This is a genomic window from Polaromonas sp. P4_F6 (assembly GCF_056401275.1).
In genome coordinates, this window is record NZ_JBFUJQ010000010.1 from 118,834 (window position 1) to 132,532 (window position 13,699).

General features: G+C 64.3%; 15 protein-coding genes. 5 read left to right on the top strand and 10 right to left on the bottom strand.

Features of this window, described 5'->3' with window-relative positions; all coding sequences use genetic code 11:
- Nucleotides 1-45 precede the first annotated feature (45 nt).
- Together AC1DUN_RS20470 and AC1DUN_RS20475 are read right to left on the bottom strand one after the other, a co-directional pair.
- Complete coding sequence (locus AC1DUN_RS20470; protein WP_477715579.1) at nucleotides 46-681, bottom strand: 3-oxoacid CoA-transferase subunit B; 636 nt, start codon at nucleotides 679-681, stop codon at nucleotides 46-48.
- 2 nt (nucleotides 682-683) lie between these two features.
- Nucleotides 684-1,391, bottom strand: coding sequence for a CoA transferase subunit A (locus AC1DUN_RS20475; protein ID WP_074575459.1), 708 nt, complete (start codon nucleotides 1,389-1,391; stop codon nucleotides 684-686).
- Between the two features lie 79 nt (nucleotides 1,392-1,470).
- Between AC1DUN_RS20475 and AC1DUN_RS20480 the strand changes: the two genes are divergently transcribed.
- Nucleotides 1,471-2,028, top strand: coding sequence for a PAS and helix-turn-helix domain-containing protein (locus AC1DUN_RS20480; protein ID WP_074575460.1), 558 nt, complete (start codon nucleotides 1,471-1,473; stop codon nucleotides 2,026-2,028).
- On the opposite strand, the gene AC1DUN_RS20485 is transcribed toward AC1DUN_RS20480, so the two are convergent.
- Together AC1DUN_RS20485 and AC1DUN_RS20490 are read right to left on the bottom strand one after the other, a co-directional pair.
- Entirely contained in the window at nucleotides 2,025-3,467 is a 1,443-nt protein-coding gene (locus AC1DUN_RS20485) for a serine/threonine protein kinase (RefSeq protein ID WP_477715580.1), read from the bottom strand. The genes AC1DUN_RS20480 and AC1DUN_RS20485 overlap by 4 nt on opposite strands.
- Nucleotides 3,464-4,216 carry a metallophosphoesterase family protein gene (locus AC1DUN_RS20490; RefSeq protein ID WP_477715581.1) on the bottom strand — a complete coding sequence of 251 codons (753 nt, stop codon included), beginning with the start codon at nucleotides 4,214-4,216 and terminating at the stop codon, nucleotides 3,464-3,466. The genes AC1DUN_RS20485 and AC1DUN_RS20490 overlap by 4 nt, the downstream gene beginning before the upstream one ends.
- A 145-nt stretch (nucleotides 4,217-4,361) precedes the next feature.
- Between AC1DUN_RS20490 and AC1DUN_RS20495 the strand changes: the two genes are divergently transcribed.
- A complete protein-coding gene (locus AC1DUN_RS20495) occupies nucleotides 4,362-4,868 on the top strand; it encodes a DUF1993 domain-containing protein (RefSeq protein ID WP_477663587.1) in 507 nt (168 codons plus the stop codon).
- Between the two features lie 27 nt (nucleotides 4,869-4,895).
- Here AC1DUN_RS20495 and AC1DUN_RS20500 read toward each other — a convergent pair whose 3' ends face one another.
- Together AC1DUN_RS20500 and AC1DUN_RS20505 are read right to left on the bottom strand one after the other, a co-directional pair.
- Nucleotides 4,896-5,264 (bottom strand): HPF/RaiA family ribosome-associated protein, encoded by a 369-nt coding sequence (locus tag AC1DUN_RS20500; RefSeq protein WP_477663586.1) that lies wholly within the window; start codon nucleotides 5,262-5,264, stop codon nucleotides 4,896-4,898.
- A 190-nt stretch (nucleotides 5,265-5,454) separates the two neighbouring features.
- On the bottom strand, nucleotides 5,455-6,357 hold the full coding sequence (locus tag AC1DUN_RS20505; RefSeq protein ID WP_477715582.1) for a LysR family transcriptional regulator: 903 nt from the start codon (nucleotides 6,355-6,357) through the stop codon (nucleotides 5,455-5,457).
- A gap of 121 nt (nucleotides 6,358-6,478) precedes the next feature.
- Between AC1DUN_RS20505 and AC1DUN_RS20510 the strand changes: the two genes are divergently transcribed.
- Complete coding sequence (locus AC1DUN_RS20510) at nucleotides 6,479-7,504, top strand: zinc-binding alcohol dehydrogenase family protein (protein ID WP_477715583.1); 1,026 nt, start codon at nucleotides 6,479-6,481, stop codon at nucleotides 7,502-7,504.
- 719 nt (nucleotides 7,505-8,223) lie between these two features.
- Here AC1DUN_RS20510 and AC1DUN_RS20515 read toward each other — a convergent pair.
- The 3 genes from AC1DUN_RS20515 to katG all read right to left on the bottom strand — a co-directional run bounded on the left by AC1DUN_RS20515 (nucleotide 8,224) and on the right by katG (nucleotide 11,411).
- The gene (locus AC1DUN_RS20515) at nucleotides 8,224-8,721 is read right to left on the bottom strand and encodes an N-acetyltransferase family protein (RefSeq protein WP_477715584.1); all 498 of its coding nucleotides are present in this window, start codon (nucleotides 8,719-8,721) and stop codon (nucleotides 8,224-8,226) included.
- A complete protein-coding gene (locus AC1DUN_RS20520) occupies nucleotides 8,718-9,047 on the bottom strand; it encodes a carboxymuconolactone decarboxylase family protein (protein ID WP_477715651.1) in 330 nt (109 codons plus the stop codon). Before AC1DUN_RS20520 ends, AC1DUN_RS20515 begins: the two co-directional genes overlap by 4 nt.
- A gap of 153 nt (nucleotides 9,048-9,200) precedes the next feature.
- Entirely contained in the window at nucleotides 9,201-11,411 is a 2,211-nt protein-coding gene (gene katG / locus AC1DUN_RS20525; protein WP_477715585.1) for a catalase/peroxidase HPI, read from the bottom strand.
- 194 nt (nucleotides 11,412-11,605) lie between these two features.
- Between katG and AC1DUN_RS20530 the strand changes: the two genes are divergently transcribed.
- Complete coding sequence (locus AC1DUN_RS20530) at nucleotides 11,606-12,229, top strand: peroxidase-related enzyme (RefSeq protein WP_477715586.1); 624 nt, start codon at nucleotides 11,606-11,608, stop codon at nucleotides 12,227-12,229.
- Between the two features lie 85 nt (nucleotides 12,230-12,314).
- Nucleotides 12,315-13,226: a metal-dependent hydrolase gene (locus AC1DUN_RS20535; RefSeq protein ID WP_477715587.1), complete on the top strand. Its 912-nt coding sequence runs from the start codon at nucleotides 12,315-12,317 to the stop codon at nucleotides 13,224-13,226.
- A 49-nt stretch (nucleotides 13,227-13,275) separates the two neighbouring features.
- Here AC1DUN_RS20535 and AC1DUN_RS20540 read toward each other — a convergent pair whose 3' ends face one another.
- Nucleotides 13,276-13,695 (bottom strand): acyl-CoA thioesterase, encoded by a 420-nt coding sequence (locus tag AC1DUN_RS20540; protein WP_477715588.1) that lies wholly within the window; start codon nucleotides 13,693-13,695, stop codon nucleotides 13,276-13,278.
- Between the last annotated feature and the right edge of the window lie 4 nt (nucleotides 13,696-13,699).

The window sequence follows — 13,699 nt, forward strand, 5'->3', positions numbered from 1 at the left end:
AAGCCGCCGCCTGAAAAGGCCGGCGGCTTTTGTTTTTTTAGGGCCTCAGACCAGCGTGACGCCGGTCTTGGCCTGCAGCGCTTCGCGCGTCACGCCGGGCGCCAACTCCACCACCTTGAGGCCTTGCGGCGTCACGTCCATCACGGCCAGGTCGGTGATGATGCGGTCCACCACGCCCACACCGGTGAGCGGCAGGGTGCACCTGGGCAGTATCTTCAGGTCCTCGGTGCCGTCCTTCTTTTTGGCGACGTGCTCCATCAGGACGATGACGCGCTTGACGCCCGCCACCAGGTCCATCGCGCCGCCCATGCCCTTGACCATCTTGCCCGGGATCATCCAGTTGGCCAGGTCGCCTTTTTCGCTGACCTGCATGGCGCCCAGGATGGACAGGTTGATCTTGCCGCCGCGAATCATCGCGAAGCTGTCATGGCTGCCGAAGATGGACGAGCCCTTGATGGTGGTGACGGTCTGCTTGCCCGCGTTGATCAGGTCGGCGTCGACCTGGTCTTCGGTCGGGAAGGGGCCTATGCCCAGCATGCCGTTTTCCGACTGCAGCCAGACTTCCTTGTCGCCGGTGAAGTTGGCCACCAGGGTCGGGATGCCTATGCCGAGGTTCACGTAAAAACCGTCTTCGAGTTCCTGGGCGGCGCGTGCCGCCATCTGGTCTTGGGTCCAGGGCATGGTCAAACTCCTGCTTTCTCGGTGATGGTGCGTTTCTCAATGCGTTTTTCAGGATTCGCATTGAGCACGATGCGGTGCACATAAATGCCCGGCAGGTGGATGTCGTCGGGCGCCAGTTCGCCGACTTCGACGACCTTCTCCACCTCGACGATGCAGATCTTGCCGGCCATCGCGGCGGCCGGGTTGAAGTTGCGTGCCGTGAGGTTAAAGCGCAGGTTGCCGGACTTGTCGGCCACATGCGCCTTGACCAGGGCCACGTCGGGCACCAGCGAACGCTCCATCACATAGGTTTCGCCGTCGAATTCGCGCAATTCCTTGCCCTCCGCGACCTGTGTGCCCACACCGGTCTTGGTGAAAAAAGCCGGGATGCCGGCGCCGCCGGCGCGCAGCTTTTCGGCCAGCGTGCCCTGGGGCGTGAACTCCAGCTCCAGCTCGCCGGCCAGGTACTGGCGCTCGAACTCCTTGTTCTCGCCCACGTAGCTGGAAATCATTTTTTTGATCTGCCGGGTTTCCAGCAGCTTGCCCAGGCCGAAGCCGTCGACGCCCGCGTTATTGGAGATCACCGTCAGGTTTTTGACCTGGCTGTCGCGCAGCGCGTCAATCAGCGCCTCGGGAATGCCGCACAGGCCGAAGCCGCCCACAGCCAGCAACTGGCCGTCCTTGACCACGCCTTTGAGGGCCTCCGCGGCGGAGGGAAAAAGTTTCTTCACAAATCATCTCCTTGTGTTCCAGGCAATCCATTACGATACTACTTATCAAGTTACGTAGTTTTCCCTAAAGGTTTGTACTGTGGAAGTGGATTACCAGCTCGCATTCGACCTGGCGCCGGTGGGACTGGTGCTGTCCCGCAACCGCTCGATTGTGGACTGCAACCAGCATTTATGCGAGATGTTCGGCGCCACGCGCGAACAGCTCGCGGGCCAGTCCTTCCTGATCCTCTACCCCAGCGCGGACGAGTACGAGCGCATAGGCGCGCGCATGATTCCCATCCTGAATGCCAAGGGACTGTACTCCGACGACCGCATCATGAAGCGCGTGGACGGCCGCAACAAGGGCGAAACCTTCTGGTGCCACGTCACCGGCCGCGCCCTCAACCGCAGCGCGCCGCATGAGGCCGGCATCTGGACCTTTGAAGACCTCAGTTCGCGCCGCCCCGTCACGGCCGAACTCACCGCGCGCGAACGCGAAGTGGCCGCCCACCTGATGGACGGTTTGACCTCCAAGGAAATCGGCCGCGCGCTGGTCATCAGCCACCGCACCGTCGAAATTTACCGCGCGCGCCTGATGCGCAAGTACAAGGCATCGACCACGGCCGACCTGGTGCATAAGCTGATGGCAGGTTCCTAGCCCTCTTCGCCCTCCCCCGCCAGCCGCTCGAACGGCAGCGCCTGCTTGACCAGGATCACCGTGCACGGCGCCGCCATGGCGACCTTGATCGGCACCGTCGCCAGCAGGCGCTGCATCTGCAAGCCGTGCGTCGCCGCCCCCATGACGATGATGCCGACCTGGTTGCCCCTGGCATAGTGCAGCAGCGCCTGCGCGACGTCGCCCGACTCGATGACGTGGAAAGACAGCGCCCGGCCGTCCAGGTTCAGCGGCTGGGCCCACTGCCTGAGCATGCCCAGGTAGCGCCGGTGCAAGGTGGTCTCATTGGCTTCGCTGTCGTTGCCGGCCGCCTTTGCCGCGTCAATCACCGTCACGCAGGCCAGCCGCGCGCCGGGCGCCGTGCCCAGCACCCGCATCACGGCGCGCCTCAGCGAATACAGCGTGGCGTCGCTCACGTCCCGGTAAGGCAGGGCCACCATGACGATGGGCGCCGCGTCAAGCTGCCGCGAAGGCAGCGCGCTGGGGCGATAAGCCTTGCCCGCCGCGCGCAGCCAGCGCTTGAAGTGCGCCCAGAAACCGGTGGCTTGCAGGCGCCGCCCCAGCTCCGTCACGGCGATCTGCGACGGGTCCGACAGGTCCAGCGCCAGGTGCGCGGCCGATGCATAACGCCGGCCGGCTTCACCCTGCAGGCAATGCAGGATCACCTCCTGCAGCCACTCGGGCAGCTCCGGCCGCAAGGCGCGCGGCGGCACCGGGTCCATCCACAGGCGCTGGCGCAGGCCGCCCCGGGTCTGCGGGTTGCCAAAGGGCAGTTCGCGCACGGCCAGCTCGTAGAGCATCACGCCGACGGCAAAGATGTCGCTTCGCGGGTCGCCCCGCACACCGACCACCTGCTCGGGCGCCATCCAGGCGGGAGAACCGACAGCCGGGCGCAGTTCCTCGGCCAGCAGGTCCGGGTAGTGCGCGTGGCAGGACAGCCCGAAGTCCAGCAGCACCGCGCTGCCGTCGGGTCGCAGCAGCACATTGGCCGGCTTCAGGTCCAGGTGGCAGGCCTCCTGCAGGTGCAGGCTGTGCACCGCCTGGGCCACGGCCACGCCCAGACTGGCGATCTCCTGCGCGGGCAGCGGCCCCGGGCTGTCGTCCAACACTTGCTGCAGGGTACGGCCGGGGACGTATTCCATCACCAGGTAGGGCAGTTTTTCGAGGTCGCCGGCCGCCACCAGACGCGGCACATGCGGCCCCGTCAGCGCCGACAGCAGCTGCAGCTCCACTTCGAAGCCCACGATGTTTTCAGCGCCGTCGCCGGCCGTCATGCGCGGCACCTTCATCACCATGGGAAAAGGCGCAGACCGCGACGGATCGGCATAGCCCACCTGGTAGATATGCGCCATGCCGCCGGCGTGCAGGCATTCACCAACGACAAAGCCGTCGACCGCGGTACCGGGCGCCATCAACCTCACAAACCCGCCTCCAGCCGCGCGGCGAAATGGCCGGGCAAACCCGCCGCGCGTACATCGGCCGCCGCGGCCAGGTGGTCGTAGGCCACACGGTGGAATGTCAGCTCGGCCCGGTCTGCGTCGAACAGCGCATACATGGCCCGGGTGTCGCCGTCGCGCGGCTGGCCCACCGAGCCCACGGTGGCAAGCCAGCGGCGGTGCGGCGGCACCGGGATGGGCACACCCGGCGTGGGCGCAAAGCGCATCAGTCCTTGCCCAGTGCCACGAAAATAAAGCGCCTGTTCGTGCACGTGGCCGCAGAACACATAACGCACGGCCGGGTTCGCGCAGGCGGCGTCCAGGCAAGCTTGGGCGCGGTGTTCGTTGTCGACATAAGACCAGCGCTCGGGCGCGTCGGCACTGGCATGCACCAGCAGCGCCGCATCAACGGTGGCCGTCAGCGGCAGCGCCGCCAGGAAATCCAGCGCGTCCGGGTCCAGCCTTTCGTGGGTCCATGCAGCGCCGCTCTGGTCGAGAGAATGGGCCTGGCTGGGTGGCGCCACGGCGTACCCGTCATGGTTGCCCTTGAGCACAATGGCGCCCTCGCCCGCCAGGCCGCGAATGCGCCTCACCACCTCTGCCGGCTGCGCGCCGTAGCCCACCAGGTCTCCCAGCACGGCCAGCCTGCCGGCGCCCTGCGCGGCGGCATGGGCCAGGCAGGCCTCCAGCGCGCGCAGGTTGGCGTGTATGTCCGACAGCAGGGCAATCTTCATGGGCTTGGCGCTGGTTTCATTCACCGTGAAACACGGCTTTGCCCCAAGTTTGCACCAGGCGGCAGCAAAATTTCCGCAACAGGAACAAAATCAGGGCCGGCGTTTTGGCGCCGCCCCGAAATCACCCCATCCCAGGAAAATTCCCATGTCGCTGACCCTCTACCAGGCTTCCATTCCCGTCTTCATCCGCGGCTTTCACAACCTGTCGGCCGTGCTTGAAAAAGCCCGGGCCCACGCCGAGGCCAACAAGGTCGACCTCTCGACCTACGTCAACGCCCGCCTGGCGCCCGACATGTACCCGCTATCCGGCCAGGTGCAGGGCGCCAGCGATGCCGCCAAGTTCGGCGCCGCGCGCCTGGCCGCCATCACGCCGCCCAGCTTCGCCGACACCGAAACCACGTTTGAAGAACTGCAGGCCCGCATCGCCAAGACGCTGGACTTCCTCAGGACCGTGGACGAGGCGCAAATCAATGCACGCGCCGGCGGCACCGTGACGCTCAAGGTCCGCGGCAAGGAAATGAATTTTGTCTGCGAGCCCTACCTGCTGGATTTTGTGCTGCCCAATTTATTCTTCCACCTGACCACGGCTTACGACATCCTGCGCCACCAGGGCGTGCCGCTGGGCAAGATGGACTACCTGGGGAAATTCTGAGCGCATGCGCACCCGGCCTGGAATGCGCTAAGGCGTGCCGGGCTCAGGCGCGGGTTCGCGCCGTATGGTTTCGCGGTCGCGGTGGTGGTCGCGCAGTTTGCCCAGGGTGTGGTCCAGCACGCGCTTGAGCTTGTCGCTGGCGCCGCGAAAAGCCAGGTCCTGGTTGGGCGCCTGGTGGTTGACGGCCAGCGGGTCGTGGTGCGCCAGGCGCGCCTCCATCACGCAGCGCTTCTGGTCGGGGCTGGCCTTGTCGCCGTTTTCGTCGCTCATATGCACCTCGATGCGCGTGATGTCGCCCTTGAAGCGGCTCAGCGACTCATGCAACTCGCCGCTGGCCCAGCGCTCGAAAGACTCGCCGGTGTGCATGGTGTGCTTGGAATTGACCTGGATTTGCATGGGATTGTTTTCCTTTCAGGAATTGCAGCGCGCGGGCCTGCGGGCCGGGCTGCCTTGTGATCCGCCAAGGTGGCGGCTGGAAAATTCATTGTGCGCGCGATGCGCGTGCGGGTCTGTAGTCCTGGACGCAACCCTGGAGTGAGGGCGGGTTTGAACCATTCGCTTGCGTATGCACACACACGGTTGCAAACTAAGCGGTGGCCAATGCCGCGCAGCGCTCACCGATAAATTCCCGCAGCAGGCGCAGGCCCGGCGTCAATTGCCGCCGCCCCGGCAGCACCATGTACATCGGCGAAGCCTCGGTTTGCCAGTCGGTGCACAAGGCCACCAGCCGGCCCGCGGCCAGGTCGGCCGCCACGTCCAGCCGCGACTTGTACATGATGCCGCGGCCGGCCAGCGCCCACAGGCGCACCACGTCGCCGTCATTGGCGATGTTGCCGCCGCCGGCGCGCACCACCACTTCCTCGCCATCGCGCCAGAACTTCCAGCGGTCATACACCTCTTCACCGAGCATGAAACACAGGCAGTTGTGCGCGGCGAGCGCCTGCGGCGTTTCGGGCCTGCCCCGTGCCTGCAGGTAGGCCGGCGACGCGCACAGCACGCGGCGATTCGTCAGTTGCACCGGCAGCGCCAGCATGCTGGAGTCGGGCGGCTCGCCCTGGCGGAAGGCGGCATCGACCAGGTCGCTGTAGACATTGGTGACGCGGTCCGACAAGTGCAGACGGTACTGGATGCCCGGGTGCTGTTGCTGGAATGCTTCCAGCCAGGGCAGCAGCAGGTTGCGGCCGAAATCGGAAGGCGCGGCCAGCTGCAGCATGCCACTGACCTGCTGCCGGCCGCTGGCCAGCTCTAGCTGCGCATCCCGCAAGGCGGCCAGCGCGGGCCGGCAATGCGCGAGGAAGACCTCACCCTCGCGCGTGAGGCGCAGGCTGCGCGTGGAACGCACAAACAGCGGCGCTTGCAGCTCTTGCTCCAGCCGCTTGAGCGCGGCGCTGGCGGCGGCGGGCGTTAAGTCCAGGCCGCGGGCGGTGGCCGAGAGGCTGCCCGAATCCACGGTGCGGACAAAGATCTCCAGGTCTTGCAGGGCTTTCATTTACAAATTTTATTTGTAAATAGCTTCAACTGGTGGCTTGTTTATCTTCATTTTCAAAATCCATACAGTTCAAGCCATCCCATCCTCTTTTGCAACTCTTCTCAACTCAAAGGACTCCACCATGAAAGCCATTGGCTACCAGCAAGCCCACGCACTGGACCAGGCAGGCCAGGCCGGCCTCGTCGACATCACCCTGCCCGACCCCACACCCACGGGCCAGGACCTGCTGGTCGAAGTGAAGGCGATTTCCGTCAACCCGGTGGACGCCAAGGTGCGCGCGGGTGTTGCGCCCGCCGCGGGCCAGGACTACAAGGTGCTGGGCTATGACGCCAGCGGCACCGTGCGCGCCGTGGGCCCGGACGTGACGCTGTTCAAGGCCGGCGACAAGGTCTGGTATGCGGGCTCCATCACGCGCGCAGGCACCAACAGCGAGCTGCACCTGGTGGACGAACGCATCGTGGGCCGCATGCCCGCCTCGCTCGACTTCGCACAGGCCGCCGCCCTGCCGCTGACCAGCATCACCGCCTGGGAAATGCTGTTCGACCGCCTCGGCCTGCCGCCGGGCAAAAAGCCCACGCACAAAAAGCTGCTGATCATCGGCGCCTCGGGCGGCGTCGGTTCCATCATGACGCAGCTGGCCGCGCGCCTGACTTCCCTCACGGTGATAGGCACGGCCTCACGTCCCGAAACCCAGGCCTGGGTGAAGGAGCTGGGCGCCCACCAGGTCATAGACCACAGCCAGCCGATCGCCGCGGAACTCAAACGCATAGGCATCCCTGAAGTCGACTATGTGGTGAGCCTCACGCAGACCGATTCGCACCTGGACCAGATCGTCGAGGCCCTGGCGCCTCAAGGCCATTTCGGCCTGATCGACGACCCGAAGAACGTGGACATGACAAAGTTCAAACGCAAAAGCATCTCCATCCACTGGGAGTCCATGTTCACCCGCTCCATGTTCGGCACAGCCGACATGGTGGCGCAGCACAGGCTGCTGACCGAGATCGCACAGCTGGTCGATGCGGGCTTGATCCGCACCACACTGACCGAGCGCTTTGGCAGCATCAATGCCGCGAATTTGCGGCGCGCGCATGCGCTGATTGAATCGGGCAAGTCGCGCGGCAAGGTAGTGTTGGAAGGGTTTATTTGACCTGGCCGGTCGGGCTTGGTTTGGCCGGTTCTTGCTCCGGCCTTTGCGCTTTTTGTTGAGTTCTGCTGGCCGGGGGTAGCCCGGCAGCTACTCACTTTTCTTTTGCTTCGCCAAAAGAAAAGTAAGCAAAAGAAAAGGCGACCCTACTTGCTGCGTCCCTCCGCTTCGCTGCGGGCAACCTGCGGTGCTCGGTCCAGCCGGGGTCTCGCTAAACTCGCTTCGCTCAGACAACGCGATCCCTGATCCGTCTGGCCCTGCGCTCCTCGGCGCATCCAGAAGGGGTGGGGGCAAAAATACCAATACAGAAATCCACAAGGACACGCCATGGCGTGTCCTTGTTTGTATTGGCTCCCGCTCCCGATTGCCCCGTCCTGGCTGGGCCGAGGAGCGCAGAGACAAGCGGATCAGGGCTGGCGTTGTCTGAGCCGAAGGCGAGTTTAGCCGGACCCCGCTTGGCTCGAGCACCGCAGGTTGCCCCGTAGCGAAGCGCAGGGGACCCAGACTGCGGGTCGCCTTTCTTTTGGGTACTTTTGGTGTTTGCGTAACTTCGCTGCGCGAAGTGAGCAAACCCCGCGCGCGTAGCGCGCCTTTGGCGAACAAAGAAAACCCGCTTTGCGGGTTTCGATAAAAGTGCCTCGCCCGCCGGGGCGAGACCCGGCCTGCTGAACTAAGAAGAGGAAAGAGGAGGATGAGCGCGCCGAGCCGGAGCAAGACCCGCCTCACCCCAAAGTCTTAAACATCACAAAAGCATCAACCATCCCCAACCGCACATGCCGAAAAGCCTTCGGCAACGTCCCCGCCACCTCAAACCCCAATCGCTTCCACAACCGGACAGCCCGTTCATTGGTCGACACCACCAGGTTGAACTGCATCGCAAGGAATCCCATCGCCAGCGCCTCGCGCTGCGAGTGTTCGCACATGGCCGATGCCAGGCCCTGGCCCTGGGCTTCGGGGGCGACCACATAACCGCAGTTGCAGACATGCGCGCCCAGGCCGGGCTGGTTGGGTTTGATGAAATAGGTGCCCAGCACCGGGCCGTCACCTTCGCGCACCACATAGGTGGCGCGCGGCGCCTCTATCCACGCCGCGTGGATTTCGGCTTCGGTGCTTTGCGGCGAAAAGGCGTAGGTGTCGCCGGCCTCGAAGGTGGCGCGCAGCAGCGGCCAGACGGCCGGCCAGTCGGCTTCCTCGCAGCGGCGTATCTTGGCCTGCGTCATGGTTTGGGCGCATCCACCACTTCGGCCGCCGTGCGGAAGGCTTCGACCGCGGCGGGCAGGCCGCAGTAAATGCTGGCGTGCAACAGCACTTCCTGGAGCTGCTCGGGTGTCACGCCGTTGTTCAGCGCGCCGCGCACATGGCCTTTGAGTTCATGCTGCTTGCCCAGGGCGGTCAGCATGGCCACGGTGATCAGGCTGCGGGTCTTCAGGTCCAGCCCCGGCCGCTGCCACACGTCGCCCCAGGCATTGCGCGTGATGTAGTGCTGGATGGGCATCGAAAAGTCGGTCGCCTTGCCGAAGGCATTGGCCACAAAGTCTTCGCCCATCACCTGCTTGCGGGTGGCCAGGCCTTTGTCGAAGTCGCTGGAAGATGTAGCGGTCACGTGAGCTCCTTGAAACAGGTTCTTGAAAGCCCAAGCGTAGTGGAAAACAAAAAAGCCCGCCCAGGCTTTCACCTGAGCGGGCAAGATCAATACAGATCACGCAAGGTCGTAACGGTCCAGGTTCATGACCTTGTTCCAGGCGGCTACAAAATCCCGCACGAATACTTCGCGCGAGTCGCTGGAGGCATAGACCTCGGCGATGGCGCGCAGCTGGGAGTTGGAGCCAAAAACCAGGTCGTTCACGGTCGCCGTCCACTTGAGCTCGCCGCTTGCGCGGTCGCGGCCTTCCAGCACGCCCGCGTCCGCAGCCGACTTCTGCCACTTGGTGCGCATGTCGAGCAGGTTCACGAAGAAGTCGTTGCTCAAGGTGCCGGGCCGCTTGGTGAAAACACCGTGCGAGGCCTGGCCGACGTTGGCATTGAGGGCGCGCATGCCGCCGACCAGCACCGTCATCTCGGGAGCGCTCAGCGTCATGAGGCTGGCCTTGTCCACCAGCAGTTCGGCGGCCCGCGCCTCCTGCCCCTTGCGGCCATAGTTGCGAAAACCGTCCGCGACCGGCTCGAGCACGGCAAAAGCCTGCACATCGGTCTGCTCCTGCGAAGCGTCCGTTCGCCCCGGCGAAAAAGGCACTTTCACGTCATGCCCAGCCCGCTTGGCGGCCGCCTCGACGGCAGCGCAGCCGCCCAGGACAATCAAATCGGCCAGCGAAATCTTCTTGCCGCCGGACTGTGCGCCGTTAAATTCGGCCTGGACCTTCTCCAGCACCTTGAGCACTTTCGCCAGTTCAGCCGGCTGGTTGACCTCCCAGTCCTTTTGCGGCGCGAGGCGAATGCGCGCACCGTTGGCGCCGCCGCGCTTGTCGCTGCCGCGGAATGTGGCGGCGGATGCCCAGGCCGTTGTCACCAGCTGCGAGATGGAAAGCCCGGACGCGAGCAGCGTGGCCTTCAGCGCGGCAATGTCGTTTTCCCCGACCAGTTCATGGTCGACCGAGGGAATCGGGTCCTGCCACAGCAACTGGCCCTTGGGAACCAGCGGGCCCAGGTAGCGCGCGGCCGGCCCCATGTCGCGGTGCGTGAGCTTGTACCAGGCCTTGGCGAAAGTGTCCGCAAACTCCTGCGGGTTGGCCATGAAGCGCCGCGAGATTTTTTCGTAGGCCGGGTCCATGCGCATGGCCATATCGGCCGTGGTCATCATGGGCGCGTGGCGCTGCGCGGGATCATGGGCGTCCGGCACGGCGCTTGCCGCGGCGGGGTCCTTGGGCTTCCACTGGTGGGCGCCCGCGGGGCTCTTGCTCAGCTCCCACTCGTAGCCGAACAGGTTCTCGAAGTAGCCGTTGTCCCACTTGATGGGGTTGTTGGTCCAGGCGCCTTCGATGCCGCTGGTGATGGTGTGCACACCGTGGCCGCCGCCGAACTTGTTGGTCCAGCCGAAGCCCTGGTCCTCAAGGCTGCCGCCCTCGGGCTCGGGGCCCACGTATTTGCCCGGTTCGGCGGCGCCGTGGGCTTTGCCGAAGGTATGGCCGCCGGCGGTCAATGCGACGGTTTCCTCGTCGTTCATGGCCATGCGGGCGAAGGTTTCGCGGATGTCGCGCGCCGAGCCCAAGGGGTCCGGGTTGCCGTTCGGGCCTTCGGGGTTCACATAGATCAGGCCCATCTGGACGGCGCCCAACGGGTTTTCGAGTTCGCGGTCGCCGCTGTAGCGCTTGTCGCCCATCCACTCGGTTTCGGGTCCCCAATACACCTCTTCCGGTTCCCAGGCGTCGGGGCGTCCGCCGGCAAAGCCAAAGGTCTTCAGCCCCATGGAGTCCATGGCCACGGTGCCGGCCAGCACCATCAGGTCGGCCCAGGAGATCTTGCGGCCGTACTTCTGCTTGATGGGCCACAGCAGGCGGCGCGCCTTGTCGAGGTTGCCGTTGTCGGGCCAGCTGTTGAGCGGCGCGAAGCGCTGCATGCCCGAACCCGCGCCGCCGCGGCCGTCGGCGATACGGTAGGTGCCCGCGCTATGCCAGGCCATGCGGATGAAGAAGGGGCCGTAATGGCCGTAGTCCGCGGGCCACCAGTCCTGCGAATCGGTCATCAGCGCATGGAGGTCTTTGACCACGGCATGCAGGTCCAGGGTCTTGAACTCCTCGGCGTAGTTGAAGGCCTCGCCCATGGGGTCGGCCTTGGGGGAGTTCTGGTGAAGAATCTTGAGGTTGAGCTGGTTGGGCCACCAGCTGGCGTTGCCTGCAGCGCCGGCCAGTGCGTGTTTGCGGGCGCCGCCCGAGAACGGGCAGGCGCTTTCGCCTTGCGTCGTGTGATCAGCCATGATGAACTCCTTCAATGTGTATGGGATGAACGCAGTCTAGGTTTCGCAGAAAAATATGAAAAGACAATTAAAAGTATTCATTTAATAGTTTTTATTAATTGCATGCGTTTTACACCCGGCCCACGCGGCCGTATGGGCCGTCTTGCCGTTACGCTTGAGCCGAGTCACTTATAAAGCCTTTGAAGGAAACCCTCATGACCAAGCCCGCAACGCCAGGCGCAGCCCCCCGCTACCCCGCCCCCGAACTCAAGGACCTGCCCGAGGACATCAAGGCCAAGGTCCTGGAAGTGCAGGAAAAAGCCGGCTTTGTGCCCAATGTGTTCCTGGCGCTGGCGCGCCGCCCCGCCGAGTGGCGCGCCTTCTTTGCCTATCACGATGCCTTGATGCTCAAGGAAGAAGGATCCAACCCCAACGGGACTTTGACCAAGGGCGAGCGCGAGATGATCGTCACCGCCACCAGCGCGGCCAACAATTGTCTGTATTGCGTGGTCGCGCATGGCGCCATCCTGCGGATTTATGAAAAAAAGCCGCTGGTCGCCGACCAGGTGGCGGTCAACTACCGCAAGGCCGACATCACGTCGCGCCAGCGCGCCATGCTGGACTTCGCGATGAAGGTCTGCCTGCAGGCCGACCGGATTGAAGACGCCGACTTCGAGGCGCTGTACGGCCACGGCTTTGACGACGAAGACGCCTGGGACATCGCGGCCATCACGGCTTTTTTCGGGCTCTCCAATCGCATGGCCAGCTTCAGCAACATGCAGCCCAATACCGAGTTCTACCTGATGGGACGCGTGCCCAAGCCGCCCAAGCCGGCTTGACAGGGCGGATTGAAAGGCGTCCGGCAAAGCTCAATAATGCGCATGGCCCGGCGTTCGCGCATGGCTCGACTCGAACCAGGATTTCATGACCTCCACCGCTACCCCCTCCCCTCTCGCCGCGGCTGTGCCCAACCCGGCATCGGCCAGCCCGTCCGGCCTGACCGTGCGCAAGCTCGAGATCGACCTGAGCCAGGGCTTCGACCGCCATTGGTATGGCGGCGACGCCTTCCTGAGCCAGTACCACAACGCTTTGTCCATGAGTTTTCCGGTCGGCGAGCAATCCTTTATCGACGCGGTGCGCGACTGCGCCAAGCTGCTGCCCCAGACGCCGGAGCACGCCCTGCTGCACGAAGCGGTGGCGCAGTTCATAGGCCAGGAGGCCACGCACCGCCACATCCACGGGCTCTACAACACTCACCTGGAAACCCAGGGCCTGGTCAACCGTTGGCAGCACTGGGCCACGGCGCGTATTGACTATGCGAAAAAAAGAGGCGCGCAGCCCCTGCACTTCCTCGCCGTGACCGCCGCGTACGAGCACCTCACGGCGGTGCTGGCCGACTACCTGCTGCGCCACAACAACACGCTGGACAGCGCCGACCCGCGAATGCAGACCCTCTGGCGCTGGCATGCGGCCGAGGAAACCGAACACCGTGCCGTCGCCTATGACCTCTACCAGGCGGTGCAGGGCAACTACGCCTGGCGCATACGCTGGTACATCTATGCGCTGCTGGTGTTCACCTTCGACTCGGGGCGGCAGACGATACTTAACCTGTGGCACGACGGCACGCTGTTCAAGCCCGGCACCTGGTGGAGCGCGGCCAAATTCTTCTGGGGCCGCAAGGGCGCAATGTGGTACGCCATGGGCCCGCTGCTGGCCTACTTCAGGCGCGATTTCCACCCGGACCAGGAAGCGTTTGCCGCGCCCGAGCAGCAAACGCGCGGCCTGGCCAGGCGCTGGTTCAAAGAGAACGCTGAAAGTTTTCGCGTGGTCCGCTGAGTTCCCCCTCTCCCAGAGGGAGAGGGCGTAAGAATTTTCTTGGCTGCTCTTATTCAACGATCTTGCGCATCCAGTCCGGCAGCGGCCGGGACTTCTGCGCGGGGAAATCCACCCAGATGGTGGTGGCCCCGCCGGCCGCGCAAACCACACCCGGCGCATCGCTGCGCTCCATGGTGGCCCAGCTTTCAAAAGTGCTGCGGCCCGGGTCGCTGACATACATCTTCATCAGCACGTCGCCCGGGTATTCGAGCTGCTTGTAGAAGTTGCAAAAAGCATTGACGATCACAGGCCCCTCACCCTTGGGGTCGGGCCTGCAGCCAATCGCATACATCCAGTCTATGCGTATGGTTTCCAGGTAGCGGAAGTAGCTGCCGTTGTTGAGGTGGCCCATGGCGTCCATGTCGCCCCAGCGTATCGGGATAAGCATCTCATGGACCAGTTTTTTCTTCTCGGGGATTTCGATCTTCATGATG